Raw genomic sequence first — 23,680 nt, 5'->3', positions numbered from 1 at the left:
GCCGTTCGTAAATTCCGACAACAGCTTTCGAATATATTTCCAGTAGCACCGAGGACGTCATGAATCTGCATCGAAGACAACTATTGATAGGCGCCGGCATTGCGGTTGCCGGCGCAATGATAGGTGCCCGTGCTTTGGGCAAAGCTAAGCGTCCGCGCGCTCACTTTGGTGCGCGCCGCGCCCGGCAGCCGAACATTTTGCTGGTTGTCACCGACCAGGAGAGACACGGTTCATTGCTTCCCCAAGGCCTCCATCTACCTCATCGAGATCGGCTGTATGAACGCGCGATGAGATTCTCGGGCATGAACGGAGTAACCGGCCTTTGCTCGATGGCGCGCGGGAACATTTACACTGGACTTCACTATCAATACAACGGTGTCTACGAGAACGTGCCTGTTCCATTTGCGCACGACCTCTATGAGTGGGTTCCCACGCTCGGCACGATGTTGCAGGATGCCGGTTACGAAACCGCCTATTTCGGGAAGTGGCATCTGAGCCACCTGCCCTCCCAGCCGGTCGGAACCGATCGGATGCGGGCCCTATTGGCCAGCTATGGTTTCGCCATCAGCGACCAGGATCGAGAATTCGACGGCGCCCTCGCCGGGTTCGATGCTGATCGCGGCATCGCGGAGAAGGCCGCGCAGTTCATCGGCAGCCGACGAAACGCCCGCCAACCGTGGTTTGCGGCCGTCAACTTCGTCAACCCGCACGACATCATGTATTTCCTGGCGACGCAGCGCCAGTTCGAGACCTATGTCCAGCTGCCGATCGGCGGCGTGTCGCTCAAGCCCGCGCCCGACGATCCGCTCTTTCGGCAGAACCTCGGCTTCGACCTGCCAGCCAATTTCGGCAAGGATGCCGACAGTGGGCGGGTGTCTGCGCACAAGCTCTTCGAGTTGGACTATGACATGGGGCTCGGACGCATTCCGCTCGATGATCGCGACGCCTGGCGGAACTACCAGAATTACTACTTCAACTGCCTGCGAGACGTGGATCGCAACATCGGCATCGTTTATGACGCGCTGGATGCCTCCGGAGGGTGGAACGACACAGTGGTCGTCTTTGTGAGCGATCACGGCGAGCTGAGCGGGGCGCACGGGCTGCGTGGCAAAGGCAACGTCGTCTACCGCGAGAACTGCTCCGTGCCGTTCGCAGTCTGGCATCCCGATATGCCCGCTGGCGGGGACACCGCTGCCCTTGCCAGTCACATCGACATCGCGCCCACGCTCCTTGCCTTCGCCGGAATCAGCGAAGGCGAGCGCCGTGCGGCGTATCCGCAGCTGCAGGGAGTGGACTTGTCGGAGGCAATCCATGCCAGCGACCGCGGGACGACGGGCAGTGGCCGCAAAGGGGTTCTGTATCAGTGGGACAGCCGCATCTACGGCGTGCCCCCCCAGGCGATCCAGGAGGTGACCTCGGCGCACAGCGCCCTGTCGAGGACACTTTTGATGACCAAGGGTCTGCTCCTGGAAGGCATGAAAACGAGAAGCGGAATGCGCGGCGTGTTCGACGGCCGGTACAAGTTTGCCCGCTACTTTCGGCCTACTGAACACAATGTGCCGGGCTCGTTTGCCGACCTCGTGCGATTCAACGATCTGGAGCTGTACGACACCAGGGCCGACCCGCTGGAGCAGACCAATCTGGCCGCCTCGCCGGGAAACGAGGCGCTGCTTTGGAAAATGGCCATGTTGTGCAACGAATTGATTGCCCGGGAGATCGGCGAGGATCGTGCGCAAATGCTGCCTGGTCCCCAGCTGCTGTGGAACGTAGGTTGACATCCACAACCGAGTGCCCCGTCAGGGTGATTAATGTCACAAAGAGCCGGTCGGAACCGGCGAAACGGATAAGCGGAGTTCCTAGTGGAAACAATTGCGCAGATGAGCGCTCGGCCCGGTGGGTGCGTTGATCCGTTGCGGGGGACAGTCGGAGCGCTGCCGTCGGTCGTCGACGTGCTGGTCGTCGGCTTTGGGCCAGTAGGCGCCGCGCTAGCCAATTTGCTCGCGAGTCATGGCGTGCAGGTCCTGGTCATCGACAAGGCAACCGACATCTTCATGGCGCCGCGGGCCATCGCGCTGGACAACGAGGCACTGCGTATCTTGCAACTGGCGGGCGTGGCCGAAGGCGATTTCGAGACGCTGGCCATACCCTATGTGCGGATGCGCTCGCCGGCGCTGGGCGAGTTCGGCAAGGCCAACACGCTGGGTAGCCTGGACGGTCACCCGAAGCTCGTGACGTTCTATCAGCCGGACCTCGAGCGGTGCCTGCGCAGCCGGCTGGCGGGGTGTGGCCACGTGCAGACCGCCCTCGGGGTTTCGCTCAGCGGATTCCAGGCAGGGCAAGAGTTTGTCGTCGCGTCGCTGGACCTGGGTCAGGGGCGTACGCATTCGGTCCAGGCCGGCTACCTGGTCGGCGCAGATGGTGCCAGCTCGCTCGTGCGCCAACTGATCGGGCAGGAGTTCAAAGGCAAGACCTTCGTCGAGGACTGGCTGATCGTCGATGCCCGCAACGTCCCACGCCCGATCGACCATGTCGAGTTCAATTGCGATCACCGGCGGCCGACTCCGCATATGCCCGCACCCGGCGGGCGTGAGCGCTGGGAATTCATGCTGCGGCCCGGGGAGACGCGCGAGGACATGGAGTCCGAGGCGCGCATTCGCGAGCTGCTCGCTCCGTGGGGCAACGTTGACGACATGGTCATCGAGCGCAAGGCTGTTTACCGCTTTCACGCCAGGACGGTGAACGCGTTCAGCCAGGGACGCGTTTTCCTGGCGGGCGATGCCGCGCACATCACGCCGCCATTCGTCGGGCAGGGACTGGTCGCCGGGCTGCGCGATGCAGCCAATCTGTCCTGGAAGCTCGCCTGGGTCATTCGCGGGCGCGCCGCTGCGCAGATTCTCGAGACCTACGATCAGGAACGGCGTCCCCATGTGAAGGCGATGATCAATTTCGCGAAGTTGATGGGGAAATTGGTGATGCCGCGCAATGGCGGTCTCGCGCTGTTCACACACGGCTTGATGCGTATGGTGCGGCTCGTGCCACAGCTGCGCGCGCATTTCGAAGAACTGGGCCTCAAGCCGAAGAACGCCTGTTCGCGCGGGCTCTTCGTCAAGGGCCGGACACGGACCAGGCTGGTGCGCGGCGCCGTCATTGCTCAGGGCTGGGTGCGCGGTTGCGACGGCACAACCTGCCTGAGCGACAACGTACTCGGCAAGGGCCTCACCCTGATCGGGTTCGGCAGCGACGCGGGCGCTGCGCTCGATAACGAGACGGCCACCGCGTTTGCCGCTGCCGGCGGCACTGTCGTTCAGATCGCGCATCGCGGGCAGCGGCTGCATCTTGCGCCAGGCGGCAGCTGGGAGGACCTGGACGGCGTCTTCCTTCCTCGCGTCGTATCGGTCGGCTGGGCCGCCGTGATCCGCCCTGACCGGACGATCCTCCACGACGGACCGGCGACCGAAGCGAGCCGGCTGGTGCGCGAGAGCCTGGCCTTGCTTGGCGCGCCGATCAGCGCCCCCGTCGGCGCGCCTGCGCCCTCTGTCGCACTTACCGTACCCTCCGCCTGAGGCTTCCCCCATGAACCTGACCACTGTACAACCGGCTCGCCATCCGCGCCCGACGACGAAAGCGTCGGCGCTGGCGTACCTGATTTTTGATCGCCCCGACCTCGCAAAAGCCGAGCAGTTTTTGAACGACTTCGGGCTTCGTACCGTGTCGCGCGACAGCGAACGGATGTTCCTGCGGGGCACCGGAGCCGCGCCTTTCTGCTACGTGGCTCGCAAGGCGGCGAAGGCCCGTTTCGTCGGCTTCGGCTTGCGCGTGAACAGCAGGGCCGATCTTGAGGCGCTTTCGCGCGTGCCCGGTGCATCGGACGTGGAGTCGTCGAAGTGGCCAGGCGGCGGCTACCGTGTGGGCCTGGTCGATCCGTCGGGTTTCCGCGTCGACGCAATATTCGGCCAGGCGCCGGCGTCAGCGCTACCTCATCGGCCGCCGCTGCCGTTGAACTCCGTGGACGCCGCAGTGCGCATCAACGGGACGCAGCGCCCGCCGGTGGGGGCGCCGGACGTCATCCGCCTCGGGCACGTCGTGCTCGAACTGGCCGACTTTCAGCAGACCTGCGCGTGGTACACGCAGCACTTCGGGTTCATCCCAAGCGACGTGCAGGTGCTTCCTGACGGCTCGCCCGCGGTCACCTTCATGCGGCTCGATCTCGGCACCACGCCCGCGGACCACCACTCGCTCGCGTTGGCCCAAGGCTTCGCACCGCTCTACAGCCATAGCGCATACGAGGTGGTGGACGCCGATGCGGTCGGGATGGGACAACGCGTGCTGCGCGAGCAAGGCTGGACGCACGCCTGGGGTATCGGGCGACACATCCTCGGCAGCCAGGTGTTCGACTATTGGCAGGACCCGTGGGGCGACAAGCACGAGCACTACTGCGACGGCGACCTGTTCACCGAAGACGCACCGTTGGGGGTGCATGCCGTCAGCCGCGAAGCGATGTCGCAGTGGGGGCCGACCATGCCGCGCAGCTTCACCAAACCCAGGTTCACGCCGGCCAGTGTGGCAGCGCTCATCCGCAACCTCCGGCACAGTCCCGACGTGACGGTGGAGAAGCTGAAAACGCTCGCCAAGCTGTTCGCCTGACGCGAGCCATTTTGCAAAGCCATTCGAGGCGTATTTATGTCACTGCACGTTCTGCATTACAAGCATCAAGGCCGCGCCCAGTGGGGCGTCGTCCGCAAGGGCATCGTCACGCCGATTCCGGGCGAGTTCGAGACGACGGCCGACTTCATCCGCGTGAACCCTATCGAGACGCTGTCCGCGTTGACCGGGCCGGCGATTCCCGAGTCCGAAGTGGAGTGGCTCTCGCCCGTCACGCGTAATCAGCAGTTCGTCTGTCAAGGCGCGAACTACCGCCAGCACATGATCGAATCGGGCATGGACCCGGATGCGAAGACGTTCAACATGATCTTCACGAAGGCGACGAGCTGTGTCGTCCCGGCCGACTCGCCCGTCGTGCGGCCCCAGGAGGTGCGCTTTCTCGACTACGAGATCGAACTGGGTCTGGTGATGAAGCGCGACATCACGTCCCGTCAGCCGATCACCGATGCGAATCTGCACGAGTACATCGCAGGCGCGGTGATCGTGAACGACTACTCGGCCCGCGACATCCAGATCCCGCAGATGCAGTTCTATAAAGGCAAGAGCTACCGCACTTTCGGCCCGGTCGGCCCTTACCTGTGTCTGCTCGAGCCGCGCGACATCCCGACGCTGCGACGACTCGATCTGACGCTGACCGTCAACGGCGCCGTACGCCAGAAAGACTCGACGGCCAACCTCGTCTATGGTCCCGCCGAGACGCTGACCGAGCTGTCGGGTGTGCATGACCTGTATGTCGGCGACCTGCTCTCGACGGGCACGCCGTCCGGCTGTGCGCTCAGCGTTCCGTCCCCGGGCAAACAGAAGATTGCCGCACTGCTGCCTGAAGCAGTCAAGTGGAGGATGTTCATGAATGTACAAGCGGGCAGGAGTCAGTATCTGAAGGCCGGCGACCTCGTCGAAGCGCGTATCGCCAGCCCCGACGGTCTGATCGATCTCGGCGTGCAGCGCAATCGCATCGTCGGAGACGCGGCATGAAAGGGATCGCAAGCCAGGCGGACGTCCTTGCGATCGAAGCGCAAGGAGTGCCGGCGGATCTGCCCGCGAGCACCTACGAGATGATCTGCCGCGGTGCGGCCGTCGATCCGTCAGCGCCCGCGCTCTCGTTCTTTCTGCGTGCCGACGATCACCGGAAGGCGGAGTGCTGGACCTACCGGGAGCTCCTCCGTGACATCACTCGAACCGCGAATCTGTTTGCGCGCCTGGGCGTGCGCAGCGACTCCGTGGTGGCCTATGTGCTGCCGAATCTGCCGGAAACCCATTTTGTCATCTGGGGCGGGGAGGCGGCCGGCATCGTCTGCGCCATCAATCCCCTGCTGGAGGGCACTGCCATTGCCGACCTGCTCAATGCATCGGGGGCCAAGGTGCTCGTGACGCTGGCCCCGTTCCCGGGGACCGACCTTTGGCCTAAAGTGCAGGCCGTCCTTGACCGGGTGAACTCCCTGCAGCATCTGGTGCTCATCAATCTCGCAGACCGCGTGCGAGGCCCGAAGCGGCTCGCGGCCCGGTTCCTGCAACGCCGTGAGTGTTCGAGGCTGCATGGCGGCGGCGGTGTTCGCAGCGCCGTTCCTTCGCACGTCGCGATCCATGATTTCGGCAGTGCGATCGCCCGGGAGTCCGGGGCCGCACTGGACAGCCGGCGCCGCTTCAGCGCCCACGAGTCGTCCTCCTATTTTTGTACCGGCGGCACCACCGGGTTGCCGAAGATCGCCATGCGCCGCCACCGCAATGAGGTCGCCAACGCCTGGAGCGTCGGCCAATTGTTCGGCGACAGCATCGGCCCGGGCAAGACGGTGTTCTGCGGGCTGCCGCTCTTTCATGTCAATGCCGTTCTGGCGACGGGGCTCGTGCCGTTCTCGCGGGGCGCACACGTGGTGCTCGGTACACCGCAGGGTTATCGCGGCGAAGGCGTCGTCAAGCGTTTCTGGGAAATCGTCGAACACCACCGCATCAACTTTTTCAGCGGTGTCCCTACGCTCTACGCGTCGTTGCTCGACGTTCCCGTGGGCGGTCGCGATATCGGTTCGCTCGAATACGGCCTGTGCGGCGCGGCGCCGATGCCGGTCGAGGTGTTCCGTGTCTTCCAGGCGCGCACGGGCATCAGGATTCTCGAGGGCTACGGGCTCACCGAGGGGGTTTGCGTGAGCAGCGTCAATCCGCCGCTCGGAGACCGCCGGCTGGGGTCGATCGGGCTGCGTATTCCAGGGCAGGCGATGAAGGCCGTCATCGTCGACGACACCGGCCGATATGTCCGCGACTGCGTCGCGAACGAAGCCGGGATTCTCGTGATCTCCGGCCCGAACGTCTTTGCCGGTTATGCGCAGCCCGAGCAGAACAGGGGGCTCTGGCTGGATCTGGGCGATGGCAAGCGCTGGCTCAATACGGGAGACCTGGGGTGCTGCGATGCCGACGGCTATTTCCGGCTCACCGGCCGCAAGAAGGACTTGATCATTCGGGGCGGCCACAACATCGATCCCGCGACGATCGAGGAACCGCTTCACCGCCACCCCGCAGTCCAGATCGCCGCGGCGATCGGGCGGCCCGACGCGCACGCCGGAGAGTTGCCGGTGGCTTACGTCCAGCTCAAGCCCGGCGCAAGCGCCACCGAGCAGGAACTGGCGGAGTTCGTGCGCCGCGAGATCAGCGAGCGGGCCGCACTGCCCAAGCAGATCCGGATCGTGGATGCGATGCCGCTCACTGCCGTCGGCAAGATATTCAAGCCGGAGCTGAAGCGGCGCGAAACGGCCGACGCGCTACGCTCGGCGCTCGTCGAAGCCGGCATTGCGGGCGCCCGCGTGAGCGTCGACGAGAACAAGTCGAGCGGCATCTCCCTGCATATCGAACTTCCGGAAGCTGCGCTTGAAGCGAGGGCCAGTGCGGTAGTGGGGCGGTTCCCGTTTCCCTTCTCGATCGCGGCAGCCGCAGAGGCGGTGCGGGTGGGCAACAGGAAGACGGCAGGCGCGGACAATGAGGGCGGCCAATAGTCGGGTCGACAGGAAGCTATACAGGTTTGTGGTGATATGAACGAAGACCTTTTGGAGGCATTTCTAGCCATGACTTCTGCGGGAAAGAAAGCATTGGAGCCGCCCCTTGGGTGGAGAAGCCTGCGCGCACCTCGGTTGAGCCCACTGCGCCGGGACCAACTCCCGTTGATTCCGCGCGTGATGTTGAGGATCTTGGGAAAACGCGCACGCGTCAATGCACCCAATCTCTTCTTGACGTTGATGCGGCACCGGCGGCTCATCCGTCCCTGGCGGAAGTTCGCCTCGACGCTGATGCCTTACGGGACGCTGAGCCGCATTGACTGTGAACTGGCCATCTTGCGCGTTGCGTGGAACTGCCGAAGCAAATACGAGTGGTTTCAGCATGTCAGCATCGGGCTGGGCGCCGGCTTGAGCCCGACCGACATCGCGAGAGTCGCCGAAGGCCCTGATTCGCCCGCATGGAGCGCACACCACGCGGCCGTGCTCAGAGCGGCGGATGAAATCCATCATGACCGGGTCATTGCCGATGCGACGTGGAGGCAACTTGCCGAGCAGTACGACGACAAGAAGCTGATTGAACTCTGCATGTTGATCGGCCACTACGAGATGTTGGCGTCTGTGCTCAATTCACTGGGGATCCAGGTGGAAGAATCGCTTGACAAGCGCGTCCTCGCCGCCGGTATTGGCGGCCCCGTGAACGATGACCGAGCCCAAAGCGCGCGATCGGCGCGAGCCCAATGAACGCGGGGCGGCAGCGCTGACACCCCGTCAGTGGCTTCAGGCTGTCACGCCGCGCCTCCTGACGGTGTTCTCCTTCGCAGTGGCCGGTTGGTTGAGCACCTCTGACATCAGGCCCGTTGGGAAACTCGCGAGCGTTGGGAGCGCTCGTGTCGCTAGCCGATCGGCAGTTTTGCCCGGCAGGCCGAGCGCGCGAAGGGCTGCGGCTGCACTTTGTTCGGCGAAATCCGGATCGCAGCCCGGCTGCAACATCGAATGCGTTGCGCCGAGGACGGCGCCGGCGACAACGTTGAGCGCCAGCGCAAGCGGCATTGGCCTGAAGCGGTTTGTTCGTATCCCGTTGGCCAGATCCCGTCGCGCGAAATCGAGCAGAAGCCCCGGTCCTTGCGCATCGGGCCAGCTCACGCGCACGAGGAAGCTGGCAACGACCGGGTAGTGCAGAGCGAGTCGCGACACCAGACGAATGCCGCAGGCGATTCGTTCAGCCGGGTCTTCGGATTGCAGGACGACCGGCTCGGCGAAAGCAATCAGCTCGTTTGCGACCGTCCCGGCCAGTTCCCGGATCAGCGCTTCCGGAGAGGCAAAGTATTTGTAGAACGTTCCCCGGGAGACTCCCGCGGCAGAGATCACATCATCGATCGACGTCGATGCGGGGCCTTTCTCCGCCACGAGACGAAGTGCGCTCTTCAGCAAGCGCGCCCGCATGCGCTCTCGGCGCTCTGCTGCGACGCGTGGGCGATGGTCAAGGGTTTTCATTCACACGATTGTACGCTGTCCGTACTCGATCAAACGACGATCCTGTCATGATGACTACAAGATCACTCGGACACGCGCGAAAACCACGCCAACCCCGCCACGATGGCACGGGCCGCATGACGTGCCGTTGACGTCATTCATACGTCGGGCTCGGACCAGCGCGAGGCGCGTTTTTTTCAACAGCCAGGCGCCCAACCGGAGGCGACGGCACTGGAGTAGCAGCGTTCCGGATGCATTGTCGAATAGGTATGGGTGTCAGTATTGTCATTGTGACATATATGTTATTATATGAGCGCGCACTGTTCGCCATGTCGGTCGAACAGTGCGCTGCGGAGGAAGCAGGCCTGCTCCCATCCTGTGAGCTCCTTGTCTTCCCACCTGCAACGGTTAGTTCAGCCGCCATCGAGCGACGCCATCGAGCGCGCGTTTGCATTGAAGGCTAATTGACGCTCGGAAGGATTTCCTATGGCAGGCTCATGCAAGACCATTGCGATCTATGGCGGCGGAATCGGCGGTGCATTGCTCGCGCGGCGCCTGAGCAAAGACTTCAATGTCACGCTGATCGATCCGCTCGACTACTTCGAAGTACCGATGTCGGTGCCGCGAAGCCTCGTCGATCCTGAATTTGCCGAACCCGCGATGATCCCGTTCGCCGTCGCGTTGCCAAACGTCACGCGCGTCCGAGCGCGGCTTGTCGAATGGACCGCGAACGGGGGCAGGATTGCCGACGCGGACGGCCTGAGGAGCCTGGTGCGCGCCGATGTTTCCGTGCTTGCGACGGGCAGTCGTTTCTCCAGTTCGCTGATGCGATCGGAGGGCGAGACGATGGACGAGCGCAAAGCGTTCTATCGTCGCTTTCATGCGAGGTTGCTGGCCGCGGACAGGATCCTTATCGTCGGCGGCGGCCCCATCGGAATCGAAGTGGCGGGCGAGATCAGCGAAGCCTTCCCGCAAAAGCGCGTCACGGTCATCGAGGCAGGTGCACGAATCCTTGGCGGAACGTCTTTGCGACTGTCCGAGCATGCCCGAGGAGTTCTCGCGGCGCGCGGGGTGACGATCGTGACTGATGAGCGCCTTGCCGATGGCGCTGCGCCGTTACACGAGACTCTCGCACCCGCCGGGGAGGCGCTGACGAACCGTGGACGGTCGATCCGGTATGACCTCCTGATCTCGTGCATCGGCGGGCGGCCCAACACCGACTTCATGCGCTCTCAGTTCGGGCATCTGCTCGATTCAATGGGGCGCATCCGCGTCGACGGCCACCTGCGCGTGGCTGACGAGGATCGCGTCTTCGCACTGGGCGACATCACCGATCTGGCGGAGAACAAGATGGCTTGGCATATCCACGGGCAAGTCATCGTCGCCGAATCTAATATCCGTGCGGTACTGTCGGGCGGAGCCGGACCGCTGAAGGTCTATCGTCCGAAGACCAACGTCCCGACCATGGTGGTGACTCTCGGTAGTCGCGAGGGCGTCGCGCATCTGCCGGTGCTTGGCTTGGTGACAACGCCGTGGGTCAACAGGATGGCGAAATCGGCGCACATGCTTGTTCCGAAATTTCGCAAGGCGCTCGGGCTTGTCCAGGGCTAAGGACGGCCGGCGGGCCACCGTCGCTACCAGCGGTCTGCGGCGGGAAGTGCGCGGAGCTGATTCCGGGACTGGTAACACTTGACGCCGCATCGTTGCGAAGTCCGCCGGGCATGGCGGCAAGGCAGGCTTGCGCCGCCTGTACGCAGGCCCGCCGTCCGGATGCCGTGGCCAGCAACACTTCGTCAGCAGCCGGCGCAGCAACCTCTGACGCGCTCGGCCGCTGTTGGGGAATCCACGTAGTGACATAGTCGTCACCGTGACGATAATGACACTATGCAGCGCGTGGCATGCTAATCCGCCAGCAAGGCGCCAATGTCATGAGTTAGAAATTCGCATTCAAAGCTCTCGCCATGCTCACCCGCACACACCGAAACCCCGCATACACATACTGATAATGCGGCTGAAACCAGTTGCGAAATTCCGGCCGCAGCATGCACAGCGCGGTACGCGCCGAGCCGCCCTTCAGCACGTAGTGCTGCCCATCGAAGAAGTTGGCCGAATAGCCGGGATAGAACGGAAACGCTTCGAAGCCCGGCAGCGCTTCGAAAAGCGTCGAGGTCCATTCCCAGCCGTTGCCGAACTGACCTTCCGCGCCGAACGTGCTGACGTTGTCCGGATGCGCGTCGACGGGCCGTGGATCCCAACTGCGGAAATCGAAGTTCCCCGATGCCGCTTGCGGTGCACCGTGCGCCGCGCGTTGCCATTGCGCCTCGGTCGGCAGGGTTTTGCCGGCCCAGCGCGCGTAGGCGCTCGCTTCGGCGTGGCTCACGTAGACGGGCCAGTCGAGCGGCAAGGGCACGTCGTCGAACATCGTGCGCAGCGTCCATGCGGGGCGACCGTCTTGCGCCGTGCGTTGCGACCAGCCAGCGGGATGCTCGATGCGCTCCGCTTCCTTCCATGCCCAGTCCTTCGGCGACCACCACTTCGGCTCGCGATAACCGCCGTCTTCGATGAACTCGAGGAACGCACCGTTCGTGACCATGTATCGATCGATCTCGAACGCGGGCACGTCCACGCTCATTTCGCCGAACTCATTATCCCAGCCGAAGCGGCCGGCCTCGCGCGGCATGCCGAGCACGGTCGTGCCGGCCGGCACGCTAACCATCGACGACAACGCGTCGCGCTGCTCATCGCTCGTCACCACCGGCTCGCGCAACGCGGTGTTCTTCTGCGCGAGTGGCAACTGATGGAGCATGTACGCGAGCGTTTCCGCATGCATCAACCGATGCTCGATCGCGACGTTCAGCAGCTGCACGGCCGCCTCGTCGTGCGCCGGGCTGCCGAGTTCGTCGAGCGCGGTGTCGATCTGCCGGCGCGCGCGCGTCGCGTACTCGCGCACGGCGGCGAGCGACGGCCAATCGCCGGGTTGATCGGTGGGAAAGCCGCCGTCTACCGGATCGATGCCGAAGGCGAACAACTGGTCGAGTTCCGGCGCGAAAGCCGGCAGATCGAACAGACGCTGGTCGAGCAAATTGCGATCGAACGCTTCGAGATGGCCGATGTAGAACACGACGCGGTGACGCTCGCGGATCGGCCGTTCATAGAGGTAGTCGGGTTTGACGATCGCAAACAGTTCGTCGGTGACTTGACGCGCGTCGAGCAGGCGCTGCACGAGCGGATGATGCGGGACAGGGTCGCGATTCATTGGGGCCGGGTCTCCATGCAACACGGTTGCCGTGGGGGGACGGTCTGAAAACTCTACCCGCTCGCAGGCGGCGTGCCAAGACTAACAGCGCGACCGTCCAGGCCACTCTGGCCGCTAGATTTGCCGCAAGCCTTGGAGATCGACGATGTGAATGTGTTTGCCCCGCGTGTCGATCAGGCCGCGTTTTTGAAATCTTGACAGGGTACGGCTGACCGTTTCAAGCGTCATGCCGAGGTAGCTGCCCATGTCCTCGCGCGTCATACGCAGATTGAACTCCGACCACGAGTAGCCGCGCTGCGCATTGCGCTGTGACATGTCCAGCAGGAAGGCGGCAACGCGTTCGTCGGCGGACAGCGAGCCGAGCACCATCATCTGCGCGGCTTCGCTGACGATCTGCGCGCCCAGTAGCTTGTGCATGCGCTCCTGGATCGAACTGATTTCGCGACACAGCAGCTTCAGCGCGCTATAGGGAACGATGCACACCGTGCTGTCTTCCAGCGCGACGGCGCTGCACGCATGGAGGTCCGCGCTGATGCCGTCGAGCCCGAGCGGCTCGCCGGCCAGACGCAGCCCGGTGACCTGCTCGCGGCCGTCGCGGTGGACCATCACGGTCTTCATCGAGCCGGAGCGCACCGCGTAGATATTGTCGAAGCGGTCGCCGCTGCGATACAGCGCTTCGCCGCGCGGCACCGAGCGCGCCGAACAGATCAGCGTTTCGAGCTTCGGCAGTTCCTCCGCCGACAGCCCCTGCGGCATGCAGATCTCACGCATCGAACAGCTGGAGCAGCGCGCGGCGGTACGTGCGGCTGCGCGTGCCGCCACGGCCTCGCGGTTGCCGGCGGAGCGGGTCGAGGAACGGGTCACAGCAGTAGGATTCAGCATGTTCGATTATTGGTAGTGGTGAAATTGTCCCACCCGCTATGACCCGCAACTGGCGGCAAAGTGACGCGTTCGCTGCTCGGCAGTCCGAGCAACGGCGGTGCTCTGACGAAGGTGAGAAGGTGAGTCGCCGCGGCCTATATCGACGTCGCCCGTCGACGCGTAGCGTGGCTCGATTCCGGCAAGGCAGGGCGTGGCGTGCCGCCCTGCGCCTGATGAAAGAGTCAGGCGGGTTCCTTGTCGGTGCCCGCGGCGGACGGTACCAGCAGAACCGGAAGAGTGGCCTGGCGCACGCAGCGTTCAGCGACGCTGCCGAGAATCAGCCGCTGAAAGCCACGCCGGCCGTGCGTGCCCATCACGAGCAGGTCGGCGTTGAATTCGGCGGCGGCCTGCAGCACGATCTCGGCGACATCGCCGAGCGACGAAGCCTCGGAGACCGCCGGGTCGCCCTTCACACCTTGCTCGGCCATCACTTTCGAAAACTCGGCACGCAGCTCCTGGCCTTCCTCGATCAGGCGGTTGCGCAGGATCGACGGGTCGTAGCCGGGCGCCTCGAAGTACATCGGGGTGTTTTCGACGACATAAAATGGCCGCAACACCGCGCCATTCGATTTGGCGAGATCGAGCGCCGCTTCGAACGCACGGCGCGAGGTATTGCTGCCGTCGACCGCTACAAGGATGCGTGTGTACATATCGGCTCCGCGTCAAAAATGCGTCTGCCACATTGCTAACCGCGGCAGGTTTATTGATCTTTTATACCAATGAAGCTTAGATGATTGCCCGAAAAGATGCACCGGACCAGGATGTAAATCAAACATTTGCCAAATATTCCGGCGCGGCGCGGACAAAATGGCGGACCCGGCGGCGTGCGCGAAGCAGCCTGGCATGCTTACAACCCGTAAAACTTTGCTGAAGCCGAAACAGGGTTGGCCTTACAATCAAGCCATATTCAGACAAGCTGGCCAGTCCGCTGATGAACGATCGAAAAACCAAGGGCTTACCCGACCAGATCTACGGCGACATTCTCAACCGCATCCTCGAAGGCGAGTACAAGGAAGGCGAGCGATTGCCGACCGAGCACGCGCTGGCGGAACGTTTCGCCACGTCCCGGCCGACCGTGCGCGAAGCGCTCGCGCGATTGCGGGCCGACGGCATCATCTCGACGCGGCACGGCTCTGGCACGACCGTCGCGCGGCGCCCCGATCCGGACGTACGCCGCTTCGCGCCGCTCGAAACGCTGTCCGATATCCGCCGCTGCTATGAGTTTCGCATCGTGACCGAGGCGGGCGCGGCCGCGCAGGCAGCGCTGAAGGCCGACGCCGACGACATCGCCGCGATCCAGCACGCGTGGGACGAGCTCGAGCGCATCATCGAGGCGCAGGGGATCGGCGCGAAGGATGACTTCCTGTTTCATCAGGCGGTCGCGCGCGCGTCGAAGAATCCGTTTTTCATCACGGTGATGTCGTTCATCGAGGAGCAGATCCTGTTCAGCATGAACCTGTCGCGCAATCTGTCGCTCGTCAAGACGGTGGAGCGGCAGCGGCTGGTGCAGGCCGAACACATGGCGGTGCTCGACGCAATCCGCCGCAAGGACGCGGCGGGCGCGGGGGCCGCAATGCGCGCGCATCTCGAGAACGCGCTGGAACGGATGTTCGGTTCCTGAGTCCGCGCGCGGGTGAAGGCGTCGCGACTTTTGTCAGGCCGCGCTTCGGCGCGGCTCAAGCAGCGACGGCGACCGGCCCGAACAGCGAGGTCAGCGTTTTCGCGCTCACCGCGACGTCGAGCGCGACGGCCCGCTCGATGCCAATCTGCAGCGGCGGCCCGAGCCGGCTGATGTCGAGGCCGGCACGGCGCAGCATGCGCTCAATCGGCGTGGTGGTCACCGTGACGTAATGCGTAATGCCCATGCGCTGCGCGAAGCGCATCACTTCCTGAATTGCGCGGATTGTCATATCCGTGAAACCAAACGACTGTTCCTCACCGCCGGTTTCGATCGCCCAGCGGCTCAGTTCCCAGATATGTCGCCCGACCGGCGCGGCCGCGCCATGCAGTAGCTGCGGGAAGGTGTCTTTCAGCATGTTCGGACCTTCGGTCGGCATCAGGCGCCAACAGCCGCGCAGCCGTTCGTCTTCGCCCTGAATCAGCATGTAGTACGGCCCGAGCGCGTCGTAGCCGTCTATCTCCATTCCCGCGATGGTCGGAATTTCCCAGCCGAGCCGGCCGTGAAAGACCCGGGCGCGCAAGCGGTACATCTCGTTGATCAGTTCGTTGTCGAATTCCTGCCGGAGTCCAATTCGGATCGTGGTTTGCATGACGTTCTCCTGTACGCGTTGGGGGGCTGCCAGATACGCAGGAAAACTTATGCATTCTGAATCTTTGCGCCACCTACCTACCTGGATAGGTGTGGATGCTTATCGGGTATATCAGAATTCAGACACGTCTTCGCCCCCAACCTACAAGGGTCCAAAATGGAACTCCTCGACAATCACTGGCAACCGCAAACCCACCTCCAGGCGCGTCCTTCGGAGGTCTCTTCGGCAGTGGATCGCGTTCTGATCATTGCCTATCGGAAGAAGAAAAAAGAGAGCCAGCGCCGTTTCTGGGCTCGCTTTGGCGTCACGCAATCGCGCGGCAGCCGCTTCGAGTCGGGCGCGGAGATCCCGGCGCCGGTGTCGATCCTGCTGGGTCTGTACTTCATGAAGACCGTGTCGGACGCCGATCTGGGTCGCGCCGAGCGTGTGATGTACAGCCGCGACGCGGCCGCGCTGCTCAACCCGGGTCAATAAGCCCAAGCTGCGCCGCGATCACGGCTGCCGCACGCCGCGAATTCACGCCGAATTTCGCCCTGATGTTTTTCATATGGAAGTTCACCACCGCTTCCGAGCAACTCAGGATGTGAGATATCTCCCACGTGGATTTGCCGCGTGCGGTCCATTTCAGACATTCTCGCTCGCGCGGCGTGAGCTTCGGCATCAAGGTCTGCGCATGTGAATTCAGATGCTGTTTGCTGGTGTCGATCACCAGGTCGCGCAACAGCACGAGGTTCGGCAACGCGGCGTTCACATGGCGCCTGAACCCGTCTGACGGCTTGTCGTCATTGACGAAGCACATCATGCCGGCTTCCTGATTCGGCCCATGAATTGGCAGCGTCACGCCCGCGCTCAGGCCGTACGAGCGAGCTTCCTCATACAGGGATTGCTGCGCCGGGCTGGCGAAAATCTCGGGCGTCCAGACCAGCGGCGATGAGCGTGACAGGCAGTGTGCGACCGTCGGATCGATATGCACCATGCCTTGCTCGTCGTACGTCTGGCGCCATGCCGGTGCGTAAGTGCTGCGCAGGTAAGCGTCCTCGAGACGCATGGTTGGCCGCGGCAGCATCGCGACCAGAATCTTGTCGAAGCCCCACGTTTCGGCAAAGCCCGTAATCACGCCGAACCATTCCGCCTCGTCGGCGGCGTCCAGTAGCGGTGCCATCTGCTCGATAAAGTGTAGCGGCAATTTTTTGGCTCTCTCAGGCTCGCAAACATCCCGTCCGCGGTTATTGGCAGACAAACTTCGGTCCGCTCTTTTGGTCCGCATAATCTATCACTAAAAACTCGAACGTAATGCGCCGGTGCGCCGCGGGGTAAACGATAGCCGCCACGTGATAGCAACGCCGGCGTCGCCTATTATTATCCTGATTGAAATAAATCTTTAACCCGGCCGGGCTTCTCGGGTGCGCGGCGCGGCTAATCGGCATCCGGCGACAGATTTTAATATGTTTCGTTGACAGCATTATTTCGTCGCGCTTTAAACTAAATCGTGTTTACTCGATTATCTCGGAAAGCGGGTTATTGCTCGCGGAAATTTCGTGATCGGCTCCCGCGCAATTCGCCGCGACGGCATGCTGGGCGATCGTCACGCGCAGGTTGTTTGACAACATTGTGATGCCGATGCTACCGTGAAACCTCCGCCTAGCGCGTTTCCGCGTCAACCATCATGAACGAATCACCGCTTAGCGACGGCGAGTTCGCCGCGTCGGTCATGGCCGTGCCGCCGCTCGCGCGCCGGGCCGACTACACGCTCGACCCTGCCCAGAATCTCGCGCTGATCCGCCATATCGAAGCGGGCGGTGTACGCACGCTACTGTATGGCGGCAATGCGAACCTTTATCACGTCGCGGTCAGCGAATACCGCGAGCTGCTGGACCTGCTCGCCGAGGCCGCGGGTCCCGGGACACGGGTGATTCCGGCGCTGGGTCCCGACTACGGCAAGATGCTCGATCAGGCGCGCATCCTCGCGCAGACGCGTTACCGCACGGCGATGGTGCTGCCGCTCGGCGGCTTCACGACGTCCGAGGGCGTCGAGACGGGCCTCACGCGGGTCGCCGACACGGCCGGCATGCCGCTCACGCTGTATATCAAGAGCGAAAACTACGTCGCTGTCGATACGCTCGCGCGGCTCGTCGAGCGTGGGACGCTGAGCGCGGTCAAATATGCGATCCCGCGCGACAACCCCGCTGACGATCCGTATCTGCGCCGGCTGCTGCAACGCGTGCCGGCCGCGAAGATCGTATCGGGCATGGGCGAGCGGCCGGCGCTCGTGCATCTGCGCGAGTTCGGGCTCGCAGCGTGGACGACCGGAAGCGGCTGTATCGCGCCGAGCATGGTGATGGCGCTGCTGCGCGCGGTGCAAAGCGGCCGGAGCGCCGATAGCGCCGTTAGCGCCGATCACGACACCGCCCAACGTCTGTACGATACGTTCATGCCGCTCGAAACGCTGCGCAACGACATCTCGCTGATCCGCGTGCTGCACGATGCAATCACGTTCACGGGCCTCGCCGACATGGGGCCGCTGCAGCCGCTGCTCAGTTCGACACCGCGCGAGCATCATGCGAAGATCGCGCAGACCGCGCGCACGCTGCTCGCTCTCGAGCGCGAGTTCGCGCCCACCCAATCGAACCGCTCCGACACGCAGACAACCCCATGACCGATCACAGCCGACGCTATCCCGATCCCTCCATCCGTGTGTTCGATCCGCGCTTCAAGTCGTTGATCATCGCGTCGGCGTCGGTCGAATGCCTGTATCAGGGCACGCGCTGGTCGGAGGGGCCGGTGTGGTTCGGCGATGGCCGCTATCTGCTGTGGAGCGACATTCCGAACGACCGCATCCTGCGCTGGGACGAAACGACGGGCGCGGTCAGCACGTTCCGTCAATCGTCGAACAATGCGAACGGCCATACGCGCGATCGCGAAGGGCGTCTCGTCAGTTGCGAGCACCTGACGCGGCGTGTGACGCGCACCGAGTACGACGGCTCGATTACCGTGCTCGCCGATCGCTATCAGGGCAAGCGCTTCAATTCGCCGAACGACGTGGTCGTCAAATCGGACGGCTCGATCTGGTTTACCGACCCGACCTTCGGCATCGAAGGTTTCTACGAGGGCGAGCAGCAGCAGTCCGAGCTGAAGGCGTGCGTGTATCGGATCGACGGCCAGTCGGGCGAGGTGTCGATGGTCATCGACGACGTGTCCGCCCCGAACGGTCTCGCGTTCTCGCCGGACGAATCGCTGCTGTACGTGGTCCAATCGCGCGGCGAGCCGCGCAAGATCCGCGTATTCGATGTCGAGGCCAATGGCAAAGGCACGACGCTATCGAACAACCGCGTGCTGATCGACGCGGGTCCGGGCACCCCGGACGGTTTTCGTGTCGACACGCATGGCAACTTGTGGTGCGGGTGGGGCATGGGCACCGACGAGCTCGACGGCGTGCGCGTGTTCAGCCCGCAAGGCGAGCCGCTCGGCCACATCGCGTTGCCAGAGCGTTGCGCGAACGTTTGCTTCGGCGGACGGCATCGCAACCGTCTGTTCATGGCGGCGAGCCACGGGTTGTATTCGCTGTTCGTCAATACGCAGGGCGTGCGCGGAGGTTGAGCAGTTGTCCGCTAACCAGACAACATATATTGCTATCGCGGCGAGGGCTCGGGTTTGCCCTTAACCCGCGGTCCCGGGCATTGAACGACAAGGATTTCAGGGAAAACGAGCCATTTTCTCGTCCGACTCACACTCTCGACTATTTGCTTGACATCGGCTGTTGCGCTTCGCTATGTTCCCTTGGTAGAAAGACACCGCCCGCAACGCATCGACCAGCGGGCTTCCATACCAAGAAGCGAGGAGACGCAATGACTGTTTCGCACAGGTTGTCGTTCAAGCTGGTATCCGTCTGTATCGCCGCGAGCGCGGCGTTCACCCTTGCCGCGCACGCGGCCGATCCGGTCACGATCAATATCGTCGACGTGGCCGGCGATCTTCAACTCACGCAGAAGGGCTTCGAGGCGTTCAAGGCGAAGAATCCGAATCTCGTCGCGAACATCACGTTCACGAACGCGCCCGCGCCGCAATTGCCCGGCAAGATCAAGGCGATGCAGGCCGCGGGCCGCTCCGATATCGACCTCGTTTTGACCGGCACCGACGCGCTCGCGGCCGGCATCGAGCAGAACCTGTGGATCAAGCTGCTGCCCGACAACGCGGCGCAGTTCCCCGGCGTGCTCGACAAGTACGCGCCGGGCCCGCGCAAGATGCAGGATCTCGCGCAAGGCTACGGGCTCGAGGTCGCGTATATGCCGGCTGGTCCGCTGCTCGAATACAACCCGGCCAAGGTCAGCGATCCGCCGAAGACACCCGAGCAACTGCTGCAATGGTGCAAGGCCCACCCCGACAAGCTGATCTACGCGCGGCCGGCCAATTCCGGTCCTGGCCGCACGTTCCTGATGGGCTTGCCCTACGTGCTCGGCGACAAGGACCCGCAGGACCCGGTGCACGGCTGGGACAAGACGTGGGCGTTCCTGAAGCAGTTGAACGACTGCATACCGTACTATCCGGGCGGTACCTCGGCGGTGATGAAGGAACTGGGCGAAGGCACGCGCGACATGACCGTGACCGTGACCGGCTGGGACATCAATCCGCGCGCGCTCGGCATCGTGCCGGCCGACTTCCGCGTACAGCCGTTTGACAACATGACGTGGGTCAACGATGCGCACTACATGGTGATTCCGAAGGGCGTGCCGAAGGAAAAGCTCGACGTGCTGTACAAGATGATGAACTTTATGCTGGAGCCCGCGCAGCAGGCGCTGACCTATGACGACGGCTACTTCTATCCGGGTCCGGCGATCAAGGGCGTCACCGTCGAGCAGGCGCCCGCGCACAGCCAGGAGGTGCTGAAAAAGTATGGCCGCCCCGAATACGCGAAGATGTTGGCCGATCATCCGCATGCGTTGCCGCTGAACGCAGCGGCGATGGTCGCCGCCTTCAAGAAGTGGGATAGCGAGATCGGCGCGCAGAAGACCCAATAGGCCTTCACCAATGCGACGGGAAACGGGGCAAAACGCAGCGCGGCGTGAGGTTCCGCCGCGCTGCGTGTTTTCAGCGATCACGCGCGTCTCGGCTTGAGTGCCTGATGCGCCGCGCCCACCGCAAGCGCGGCACTCGCGACATCCGTCGCCTGACGCGGAGCAGGGAACCGCCATGAAGCATCACTTTGAGCAGTTGCGGCTCGATTCAGTGAGCCGCAGTTTCACGAACCCGCAAGGCCACGCGATCGCCGCGCTGCAGGGTCTCGATCTGACGATCCGGCGCGGCGAGTTCATCGCGCTGCTGGGGCCGTCGGGTTGTGGCAAATCGACGGCGCTGAACTGCATCGCCGGGTTGCAGCCGCTCACCGGCGGCGGCATCTGGCTCGACGAGCGGCGCATCGACGTGCTGCCGCCGGAAAAGCGCGGCTTCGGCATGGTGTTCCAGAACTACGCGTTGTTCCCGCATATGAGCGTGCTGGAGAACGTCGGCTTCGGGCTGAAAATGCGCGGCGTCGGCAGAAGCGAGATCGCGCGCCGTGCACGCGAGGCCTTGAAACTGGTGCAACTGACCGGTCATGAGCACAAGCTGCCCGGCCAATTGTCCGGTGGCCAGCAGCAGCGTGTCGCGATCGCGCGTGCGATCGTGATCGAGCCGCCGCTGATCCTGATGGACGAGCCGCTGTCGAATCTCGATACGAAGCTGCGCATCGAAATGCGCGCGGAAATTCGCCGCATCCATACGCAGCTCGAACGTGCGACGCTGTACGTGACGCATGATCAGGACGAAGCGCTGTCGATGGCCGATCGCATCGTCGTGATGAGGGAGGGCCTCGTGCAGCAGGTCGCGACGCCGAAGGAGGTCTATACGCGGCCGCGCAATCTGCATGTCGCGCGCTTCATGGGTTATCGCAATGTCGCCGAGTTCACGCTGGAGGGCATGCAAGGCGATGGCGTCGTGGTCAGTGCCAACGGCGTGCGGCTCATCGGCACGCCGATGGCCGGCTTCGACGGCAAACGCGTGAGTGTCGCGCTGCGCCCCGAAGACATGGAGCGCGCCGAGCCCGGCGCCGACAACGCGTTCGAGGCGCGGATCGACGCGGTCGAGTATGGCGGCCACGATTCGCTGCTGCGCGTGAAGACCGCGTTCGGCGACGTGTGGGCGCGCGTGACCGGTGAATGCGCGGAGGGCGAGCGCATCACGCTGCGCGCGCGGCCGTCGTGCGTGCTCGTCTACGACGCCGAGGCCGCATGAACACGCCGACGCTTGTCCCCCCGCTTACGTCCCGCGCGCCGCGCGATGCCAAGGCCTGGCTCGTCGCGCCCGCGCTGTTCTTTATCGTCGCGCTGTTCATCTATCCGTTCGCGTATGGTCTCGCGCTGTCGTTCCGGCCGATGAACGGCGGCGGCGTGTGGGCCAACTATCTGACGTTCTTCACCGACACGTCGATGTGGCCGACGATTTTCGTTACGCTGAAGCTGTCGGTGCCGGCCACGCTGATCAACGTCGGCGTGTCGGTGCCAGTCGCGTTCGCGCTGCGCCGCTACTCGCGGTATCAGAAGATCGTCACGACGCTGTTGGTGATCCCGGTGACGCTCGGCACCGTGCTGATCGCCGACGGCATGCTCACGTACTTCGGTCCGCACGGCTGGCTGCCTCAGGCGTTGCAGGCGCTGCATCTGTACACCCAAGAGGTGCGGCTCACGCACAACTTCACGGGCGTGTTGCTGTCGCTGATCGTGTCGGGCTTTCCGTTCGCGTTTCTGCTGACGCTGTCGTACGTGACCGGCATCGACCCGACGCTCGCAAGCGCGGCCGCGACGCTCGGCGCGAGTCCGTGGCAGCAGTTTCGCCGCATCTATCTGCCGCTGCTCGTGCCGGGGCTCACGATGGCCGCGTGTCTGTCGTTCGTGCAGGCGTTCTCGGTGTTTCCGTCGGCGGTGCTGCTCGGCGCGCCCGCGGGTCCGACGCGCGTGATGTCGATTGCCGCGGCCGAAGCCGCGTTCGAGAGCTACGACTATTCGCTCGCATCGGCGATCGCGATGGTGATGGGGTTCGTGCAACTGCTGGTGGTCGCCGCGCTGCTCGGCGCGCGCCGCTGGTTCTATCGTGGTCCCGTAACGGGAGGCAAAGGCTGATGACGACCGATCGCCGCGCGACGCAGCCCGACTGGTCCGCGTCCACCTCCGCTTGCGCGGCGCCTCAGCCGGGCGACGGCGCCCGCGAGCCAGCGCAACGTGCGCGTCAGCGCGCGAATCTGCCGGGCCGCATCTGGCAGGTGCTGGTATGGGCCGTGATGGCGTTCTTCCTGATCAACGTCGTGCTGCTGATTGCGACCGTCGCGGTGAATTCGATCGCGACGCGCTGGTTCGGCACCGCGTTGCCGCAAGGCTTCACGTTGCACTGGTATGCGCAGGCGTGGAGCGACTTCCAGCTCGCGAGCGTGCTGTGGGTGACCGTGCAGGTGGTCGGCGCGGTCGTGCTGCTGTCGGTGCTGCTCGGCGTGCCGGCTGCGTATGCGCTCGCGCGCGTGCAATTCCGCGGCAAGCGCCTTGCGATGCTGATCTTTCTGCTGCCGTTGATGGTGCCGCCCTTCACCTACGGCATTCCGATGGCGACCGCGATGTACAAGGTCGGACTCGCCGGCACGCTATGGGGCGTAATTCTTGCGAATCTCGTACCGGCGCTGCCGTTCGTGATTCTCGTGATGACGCCGTTCATCGAGCAGATCGATCCGAATCTCGAAGCGGCCGCGCGCATTTTCGGCGCGAACACGTTCCGCTATTTCCGTTACGTGCTGCTGCCGCTGCTCGTGCCGGGCATGCTGGCGGCGGGGCTGCTCGTGCTGGTGCGCACGATCGGCATGTTCGAGCTGACGTTTTTTACGGCCGGTCCGGCCACGCAAACGCTGGTGGTCGCGTTGTACTACGCTGTGTTTTCGACCGGCGTGCGCGCGCCGCAATCGATCGATGCGATGGCGATGATCTATATGGCGATCACGTTGGTCTGGGTGCTGATCGCACTACAATTCGTGAGCCCGACGCAGATCGTGTCCCGCGTGAAAGAACAGAGGCGCTGACGCATGGTCGGCGCCAATCGTGGAG

General features: G+C 63.7%; 21 protein-coding genes. 15 read left to right on the top strand and 6 right to left on the bottom strand.

Going from position 1 to position 23,680, the window contains the following annotated elements:
* Positions 1–59 precede the first annotated feature (59 nt).
* From OKW39_RS33125 to OKW39_RS33100, 6 genes are all read left to right on the top strand, one after another.
* Entirely contained in the window at positions 60–1,775 is a 1,716-nt protein-coding gene (locus tag OKW39_RS33125) for a sulfatase-like hydrolase/transferase (protein ID WP_429564556.1), read from the top strand.
* Positions 1,776–1,877: 102 nt separating this feature from the next.
* On the top strand, positions 1,878–3,563 hold the full coding sequence (locus tag OKW39_RS33120) for a bifunctional 3-(3-hydroxy-phenyl)propionate/3-hydroxycinnamic acid hydroxylase (RefSeq protein WP_429565471.1): 1,686 nt from the start codon (positions 1,878–1,880) through the stop codon (positions 3,561–3,563).
* A gap of 10 nt (positions 3,564–3,573) precedes the next feature.
* A complete protein-coding gene (locus OKW39_RS33115) occupies positions 3,574–4,644 on the top strand; it encodes a VOC family protein (protein WP_184063243.1) in 1,071 nt (356 codons plus the stop codon).
* A gap of 36 nt (positions 4,645–4,680) precedes the next feature.
* On the top strand, positions 4,681–5,637 hold the full coding sequence (locus OKW39_RS33110; RefSeq protein WP_429564555.1) for a fumarylacetoacetate hydrolase family protein: 957 nt from the start codon (positions 4,681–4,683) through the stop codon (positions 5,635–5,637).
* Positions 5,634–7,643 carry an acyl-CoA synthetase gene (locus OKW39_RS33105; RefSeq protein WP_429564554.1) on the top strand — a complete coding sequence of 670 codons (2,010 nt, stop codon included), beginning with the start codon at positions 5,634–5,636 and terminating at the stop codon, positions 7,641–7,643. The genes OKW39_RS33110 and OKW39_RS33105 overlap by 4 nt, the downstream gene beginning before the upstream one ends.
* A 36-nt stretch (positions 7,644–7,679) precedes the next feature.
* Complete coding sequence (locus OKW39_RS33100; protein WP_090807336.1) at positions 7,680–8,384, top strand: carboxymuconolactone decarboxylase family protein; 705 nt, start codon at positions 7,680–7,682, stop codon at positions 8,382–8,384.
* A gap of 36 nt (positions 8,385–8,420) precedes the next feature.
* On the opposite strand, the gene OKW39_RS33095 is transcribed toward OKW39_RS33100, so the two are convergent.
* Positions 8,421–9,137, bottom strand: a complete 717-nt coding sequence (locus OKW39_RS33095) for a TetR/AcrR family transcriptional regulator (RefSeq protein WP_429564553.1) — start codon at positions 9,135–9,137, stop codon at positions 8,421–8,423.
* Positions 9,138–9,602: 465 nt separating this feature from the next.
* Here OKW39_RS33095 and OKW39_RS33090 point away from each other — a divergent pair, with 465 nt between their 5' ends.
* A complete protein-coding gene (locus tag OKW39_RS33090) occupies positions 9,603–10,727 on the top strand; it encodes an NAD(P)/FAD-dependent oxidoreductase (RefSeq protein ID WP_187613185.1) in 1,125 nt (374 codons plus the stop codon).
* A 322-nt stretch (positions 10,728–11,049) separates the two neighbouring features.
* Here the strand turns inward: OKW39_RS33090 and OKW39_RS33085 are convergent, their stop codons facing one another.
* The 3 genes from OKW39_RS33085 to OKW39_RS33075 all read right to left on the bottom strand — a co-directional run bounded on the left by OKW39_RS33085 (position 11,050) and on the right by OKW39_RS33075 (position 13,943).
* On the bottom strand, positions 11,050–12,372 hold the full coding sequence (locus tag OKW39_RS33085; RefSeq protein WP_429564552.1) for an SUMF1/EgtB/PvdO family nonheme iron enzyme: 1,323 nt from the start codon (positions 12,370–12,372) through the stop codon (positions 11,050–11,052).
* Positions 12,373–12,486: 114 nt separating this feature from the next.
* Positions 12,487–13,254, bottom strand: a complete 768-nt coding sequence (locus tag OKW39_RS33080; protein ID WP_176079012.1) for a helix-turn-helix domain-containing protein — start codon at positions 13,252–13,254, stop codon at positions 12,487–12,489.
* 221 nt (positions 13,255–13,475) lie between these two features.
* Positions 13,476–13,943, bottom strand: coding sequence for a universal stress protein (locus tag OKW39_RS33075; RefSeq protein ID WP_090807329.1), 468 nt, complete (start codon positions 13,941–13,943; stop codon positions 13,476–13,478).
* A gap of 281 nt (positions 13,944–14,224) precedes the next feature.
* Between OKW39_RS33075 and OKW39_RS33070 the strand changes: the two genes are divergently transcribed.
* Positions 14,225–14,914 (top strand): FadR/GntR family transcriptional regulator, encoded by a 690-nt coding sequence (locus tag OKW39_RS33070; protein WP_090807327.1) that lies wholly within the window; start codon positions 14,225–14,227, stop codon positions 14,912–14,914.
* 55 nt (positions 14,915–14,969) lie between these two features.
* Here OKW39_RS33070 and OKW39_RS33065 read toward each other — a convergent pair whose 3' ends face one another.
* The gene (locus OKW39_RS33065; RefSeq protein ID WP_090807325.1) at positions 14,970–15,563 is read right to left on the bottom strand and encodes an acyl-homoserine-lactone synthase; all 594 of its coding nucleotides are present in this window, start codon (positions 15,561–15,563) and stop codon (positions 14,970–14,972) included.
* 156 nt (positions 15,564–15,719) lie between these two features.
* Here OKW39_RS33065 and OKW39_RS33060 point away from each other — a divergent pair, with 156 nt between their 5' ends.
* Entirely contained in the window at positions 15,720–16,037 is a 318-nt protein-coding gene (locus tag OKW39_RS33060; RefSeq protein WP_013092374.1) for a hypothetical protein, read from the top strand.
* Here the strand turns inward: OKW39_RS33060 and OKW39_RS33055 are convergent.
* Entirely contained in the window at positions 16,021–16,725 is a 705-nt protein-coding gene (locus tag OKW39_RS33055; protein ID WP_090807322.1) for a helix-turn-helix transcriptional regulator, read from the bottom strand. The two genes, OKW39_RS33060 and OKW39_RS33055, sit on opposite strands and share 17 nt — an antisense overlap.
* A 504-nt stretch (positions 16,726–17,229) precedes the next feature.
* Here OKW39_RS33055 and OKW39_RS33050 point away from each other — a divergent pair.
* The 6 genes from OKW39_RS33050 to OKW39_RS33025 all read left to right on the top strand — a co-directional run bounded on the left by OKW39_RS33050 (position 17,230) and on the right by OKW39_RS33025 (position 23,655).
* Entirely contained in the window at positions 17,230–18,219 is a 990-nt protein-coding gene (locus tag OKW39_RS33050; protein ID WP_429564551.1) for a dihydrodipicolinate synthase family protein, read from the top strand.
* Complete coding sequence (locus OKW39_RS33045) at positions 18,216–19,160, top strand: SMP-30/gluconolactonase/LRE family protein (protein ID WP_429564550.1); 945 nt, start codon at positions 18,216–18,218, stop codon at positions 19,158–19,160. Before OKW39_RS33050 ends, OKW39_RS33045 begins: the two co-directional genes overlap by 4 nt.
* A gap of 248 nt (positions 19,161–19,408) precedes the next feature.
* Complete coding sequence (locus OKW39_RS33040; protein WP_090807316.1) at positions 19,409–20,578, top strand: extracellular solute-binding protein; 1,170 nt, start codon at positions 19,409–19,411, stop codon at positions 20,576–20,578.
* A gap of 172 nt (positions 20,579–20,750) precedes the next feature.
* A complete protein-coding gene (locus OKW39_RS33035) occupies positions 20,751–21,830 on the top strand; it encodes an ABC transporter ATP-binding protein (protein ID WP_429364295.1) in 1,080 nt (359 codons plus the stop codon).
* Positions 21,827–22,714, top strand: a complete 888-nt coding sequence (locus OKW39_RS33030) for an ABC transporter permease (RefSeq protein ID WP_429333458.1) — start codon at positions 21,827–21,829, stop codon at positions 22,712–22,714. Before OKW39_RS33035 ends, OKW39_RS33030 begins: the two co-directional genes overlap by 4 nt.
* Entirely contained in the window at positions 22,714–23,655 is a 942-nt protein-coding gene (locus OKW39_RS33025; protein WP_090807310.1) for an ABC transporter permease, read from the top strand. Before OKW39_RS33030 ends, OKW39_RS33025 begins: the two co-directional genes overlap by 1 nt.
* Positions 23,656–23,680: the final 25 nt, after the last annotated feature.

Source organism: Paraburkholderia sp. MM6662-R1 (assembly GCF_050436245.1).
Classification (GTDB): domain Bacteria; phylum Pseudomonadota; class Gammaproteobacteria; order Burkholderiales; family Burkholderiaceae; genus Paraburkholderia; species Paraburkholderia tuberum.
The sequence above is the reverse complement of the archived record's forward strand: the minus strand, read 5'-3'. Positions and strand labels throughout refer to the sequence as shown.

Bases quoted from the DNA above. Each gene is read 5' to 3' on its own strand.
- OKW39_RS33045 (WP_429564550.1), top strand. From the start codon at position 18,216: ATGACCGATCACAGCCGACGCTATCCCGATCCCTCCATCCGTGTGTTC.
- OKW39_RS33105 (WP_429564554.1), top strand. From the start codon at position 5,634: ATGAAAGGGATCGCAAGCCAGGCGGACGTCCTTGCGATCGAAGCGCAA.
- OKW39_RS33090 (WP_187613185.1), top strand. From the start codon at position 9,603: ATGGCAGGCTCATGCAAGACCATTGCGATCTATGGCGGCGGAATCGGC.
- OKW39_RS33040 (WP_090807316.1), top strand. From the start codon at position 19,409: ATGACTGTTTCGCACAGGTTGTCGTTCAAGCTGGTATCCGTCTGTATC.
- OKW39_RS33050 (WP_429564551.1), top strand. From the start codon at position 17,230: ATGAACGAATCACCGCTTAGCGACGGCGAGTTCGCCGCGTCGGTCATG.
- OKW39_RS33095 (WP_429564553.1), bottom strand. From the start codon at position 9,137: ATGAAAACCCTTGACCATCGCCCACGCGTCGCAGCAGAGCGCCGAGAG.
- OKW39_RS33060 (WP_013092374.1), top strand. From the start codon at position 15,720: ATGGAACTCCTCGACAATCACTGGCAACCGCAAACCCACCTCCAGGCG.
- OKW39_RS33125 (WP_429564556.1), top strand. From the start codon at position 60: ATGAATCTGCATCGAAGACAACTATTGATAGGCGCCGGCATTGCGGTT.
- OKW39_RS33030 (WP_429333458.1), top strand. From the start codon at position 21,827: ATGAACACGCCGACGCTTGTCCCCCCGCTTACGTCCCGCGCGCCGCGC.
- OKW39_RS33075 (WP_090807329.1), bottom strand. From the start codon at position 13,943: ATGTACACACGCATCCTTGTAGCGGTCGACGGCAGCAATACCTCGCGC.
- OKW39_RS33085 (WP_429564552.1), bottom strand. From the start codon at position 12,372: ATGAATCGCGACCCTGTCCCGCATCATCCGCTCGTGCAGCGCCTGCTC.
- OKW39_RS33035 (WP_429364295.1), top strand. From the start codon at position 20,751: ATGAAGCATCACTTTGAGCAGTTGCGGCTCGATTCAGTGAGCCGCAGT.
- OKW39_RS33065 (WP_090807325.1), bottom strand. From the start codon at position 15,563: ATGCAAACCACGATCCGAATTGGACTCCGGCAGGAATTCGACAACGAA.
- OKW39_RS33025 (WP_090807310.1), top strand. From the start codon at position 22,714: ATGACGACCGATCGCCGCGCGACGCAGCCCGACTGGTCCGCGTCCACC.
- OKW39_RS33110 (WP_429564555.1), top strand. From the start codon at position 4,681: ATGTCACTGCACGTTCTGCATTACAAGCATCAAGGCCGCGCCCAGTGG.
- OKW39_RS33100 (WP_090807336.1), top strand. From the start codon at position 7,680: ATGAACGAAGACCTTTTGGAGGCATTTCTAGCCATGACTTCTGCGGGA.
- OKW39_RS33070 (WP_090807327.1), top strand. From the start codon at position 14,225: ATGAACGATCGAAAAACCAAGGGCTTACCCGACCAGATCTACGGCGAC.
- OKW39_RS33115 (WP_184063243.1), top strand. From the start codon at position 3,574: ATGAACCTGACCACTGTACAACCGGCTCGCCATCCGCGCCCGACGACG.
- OKW39_RS33055 (WP_090807322.1), bottom strand. From the start codon at position 16,725: ATGGCACCGCTACTGGACGCCGCCGACGAGGCGGAATGGTTCGGCGTG.
- OKW39_RS33080 (WP_176079012.1), bottom strand. From the start codon at position 13,254: ATGCTGAATCCTACTGCTGTGACCCGTTCCTCGACCCGCTCCGCCGGC.
- OKW39_RS33120 (WP_429565471.1), top strand. From the start codon at position 1,878: ATGAGCGCTCGGCCCGGTGGGTGCGTTGATCCGTTGCGGGGGACAGTC.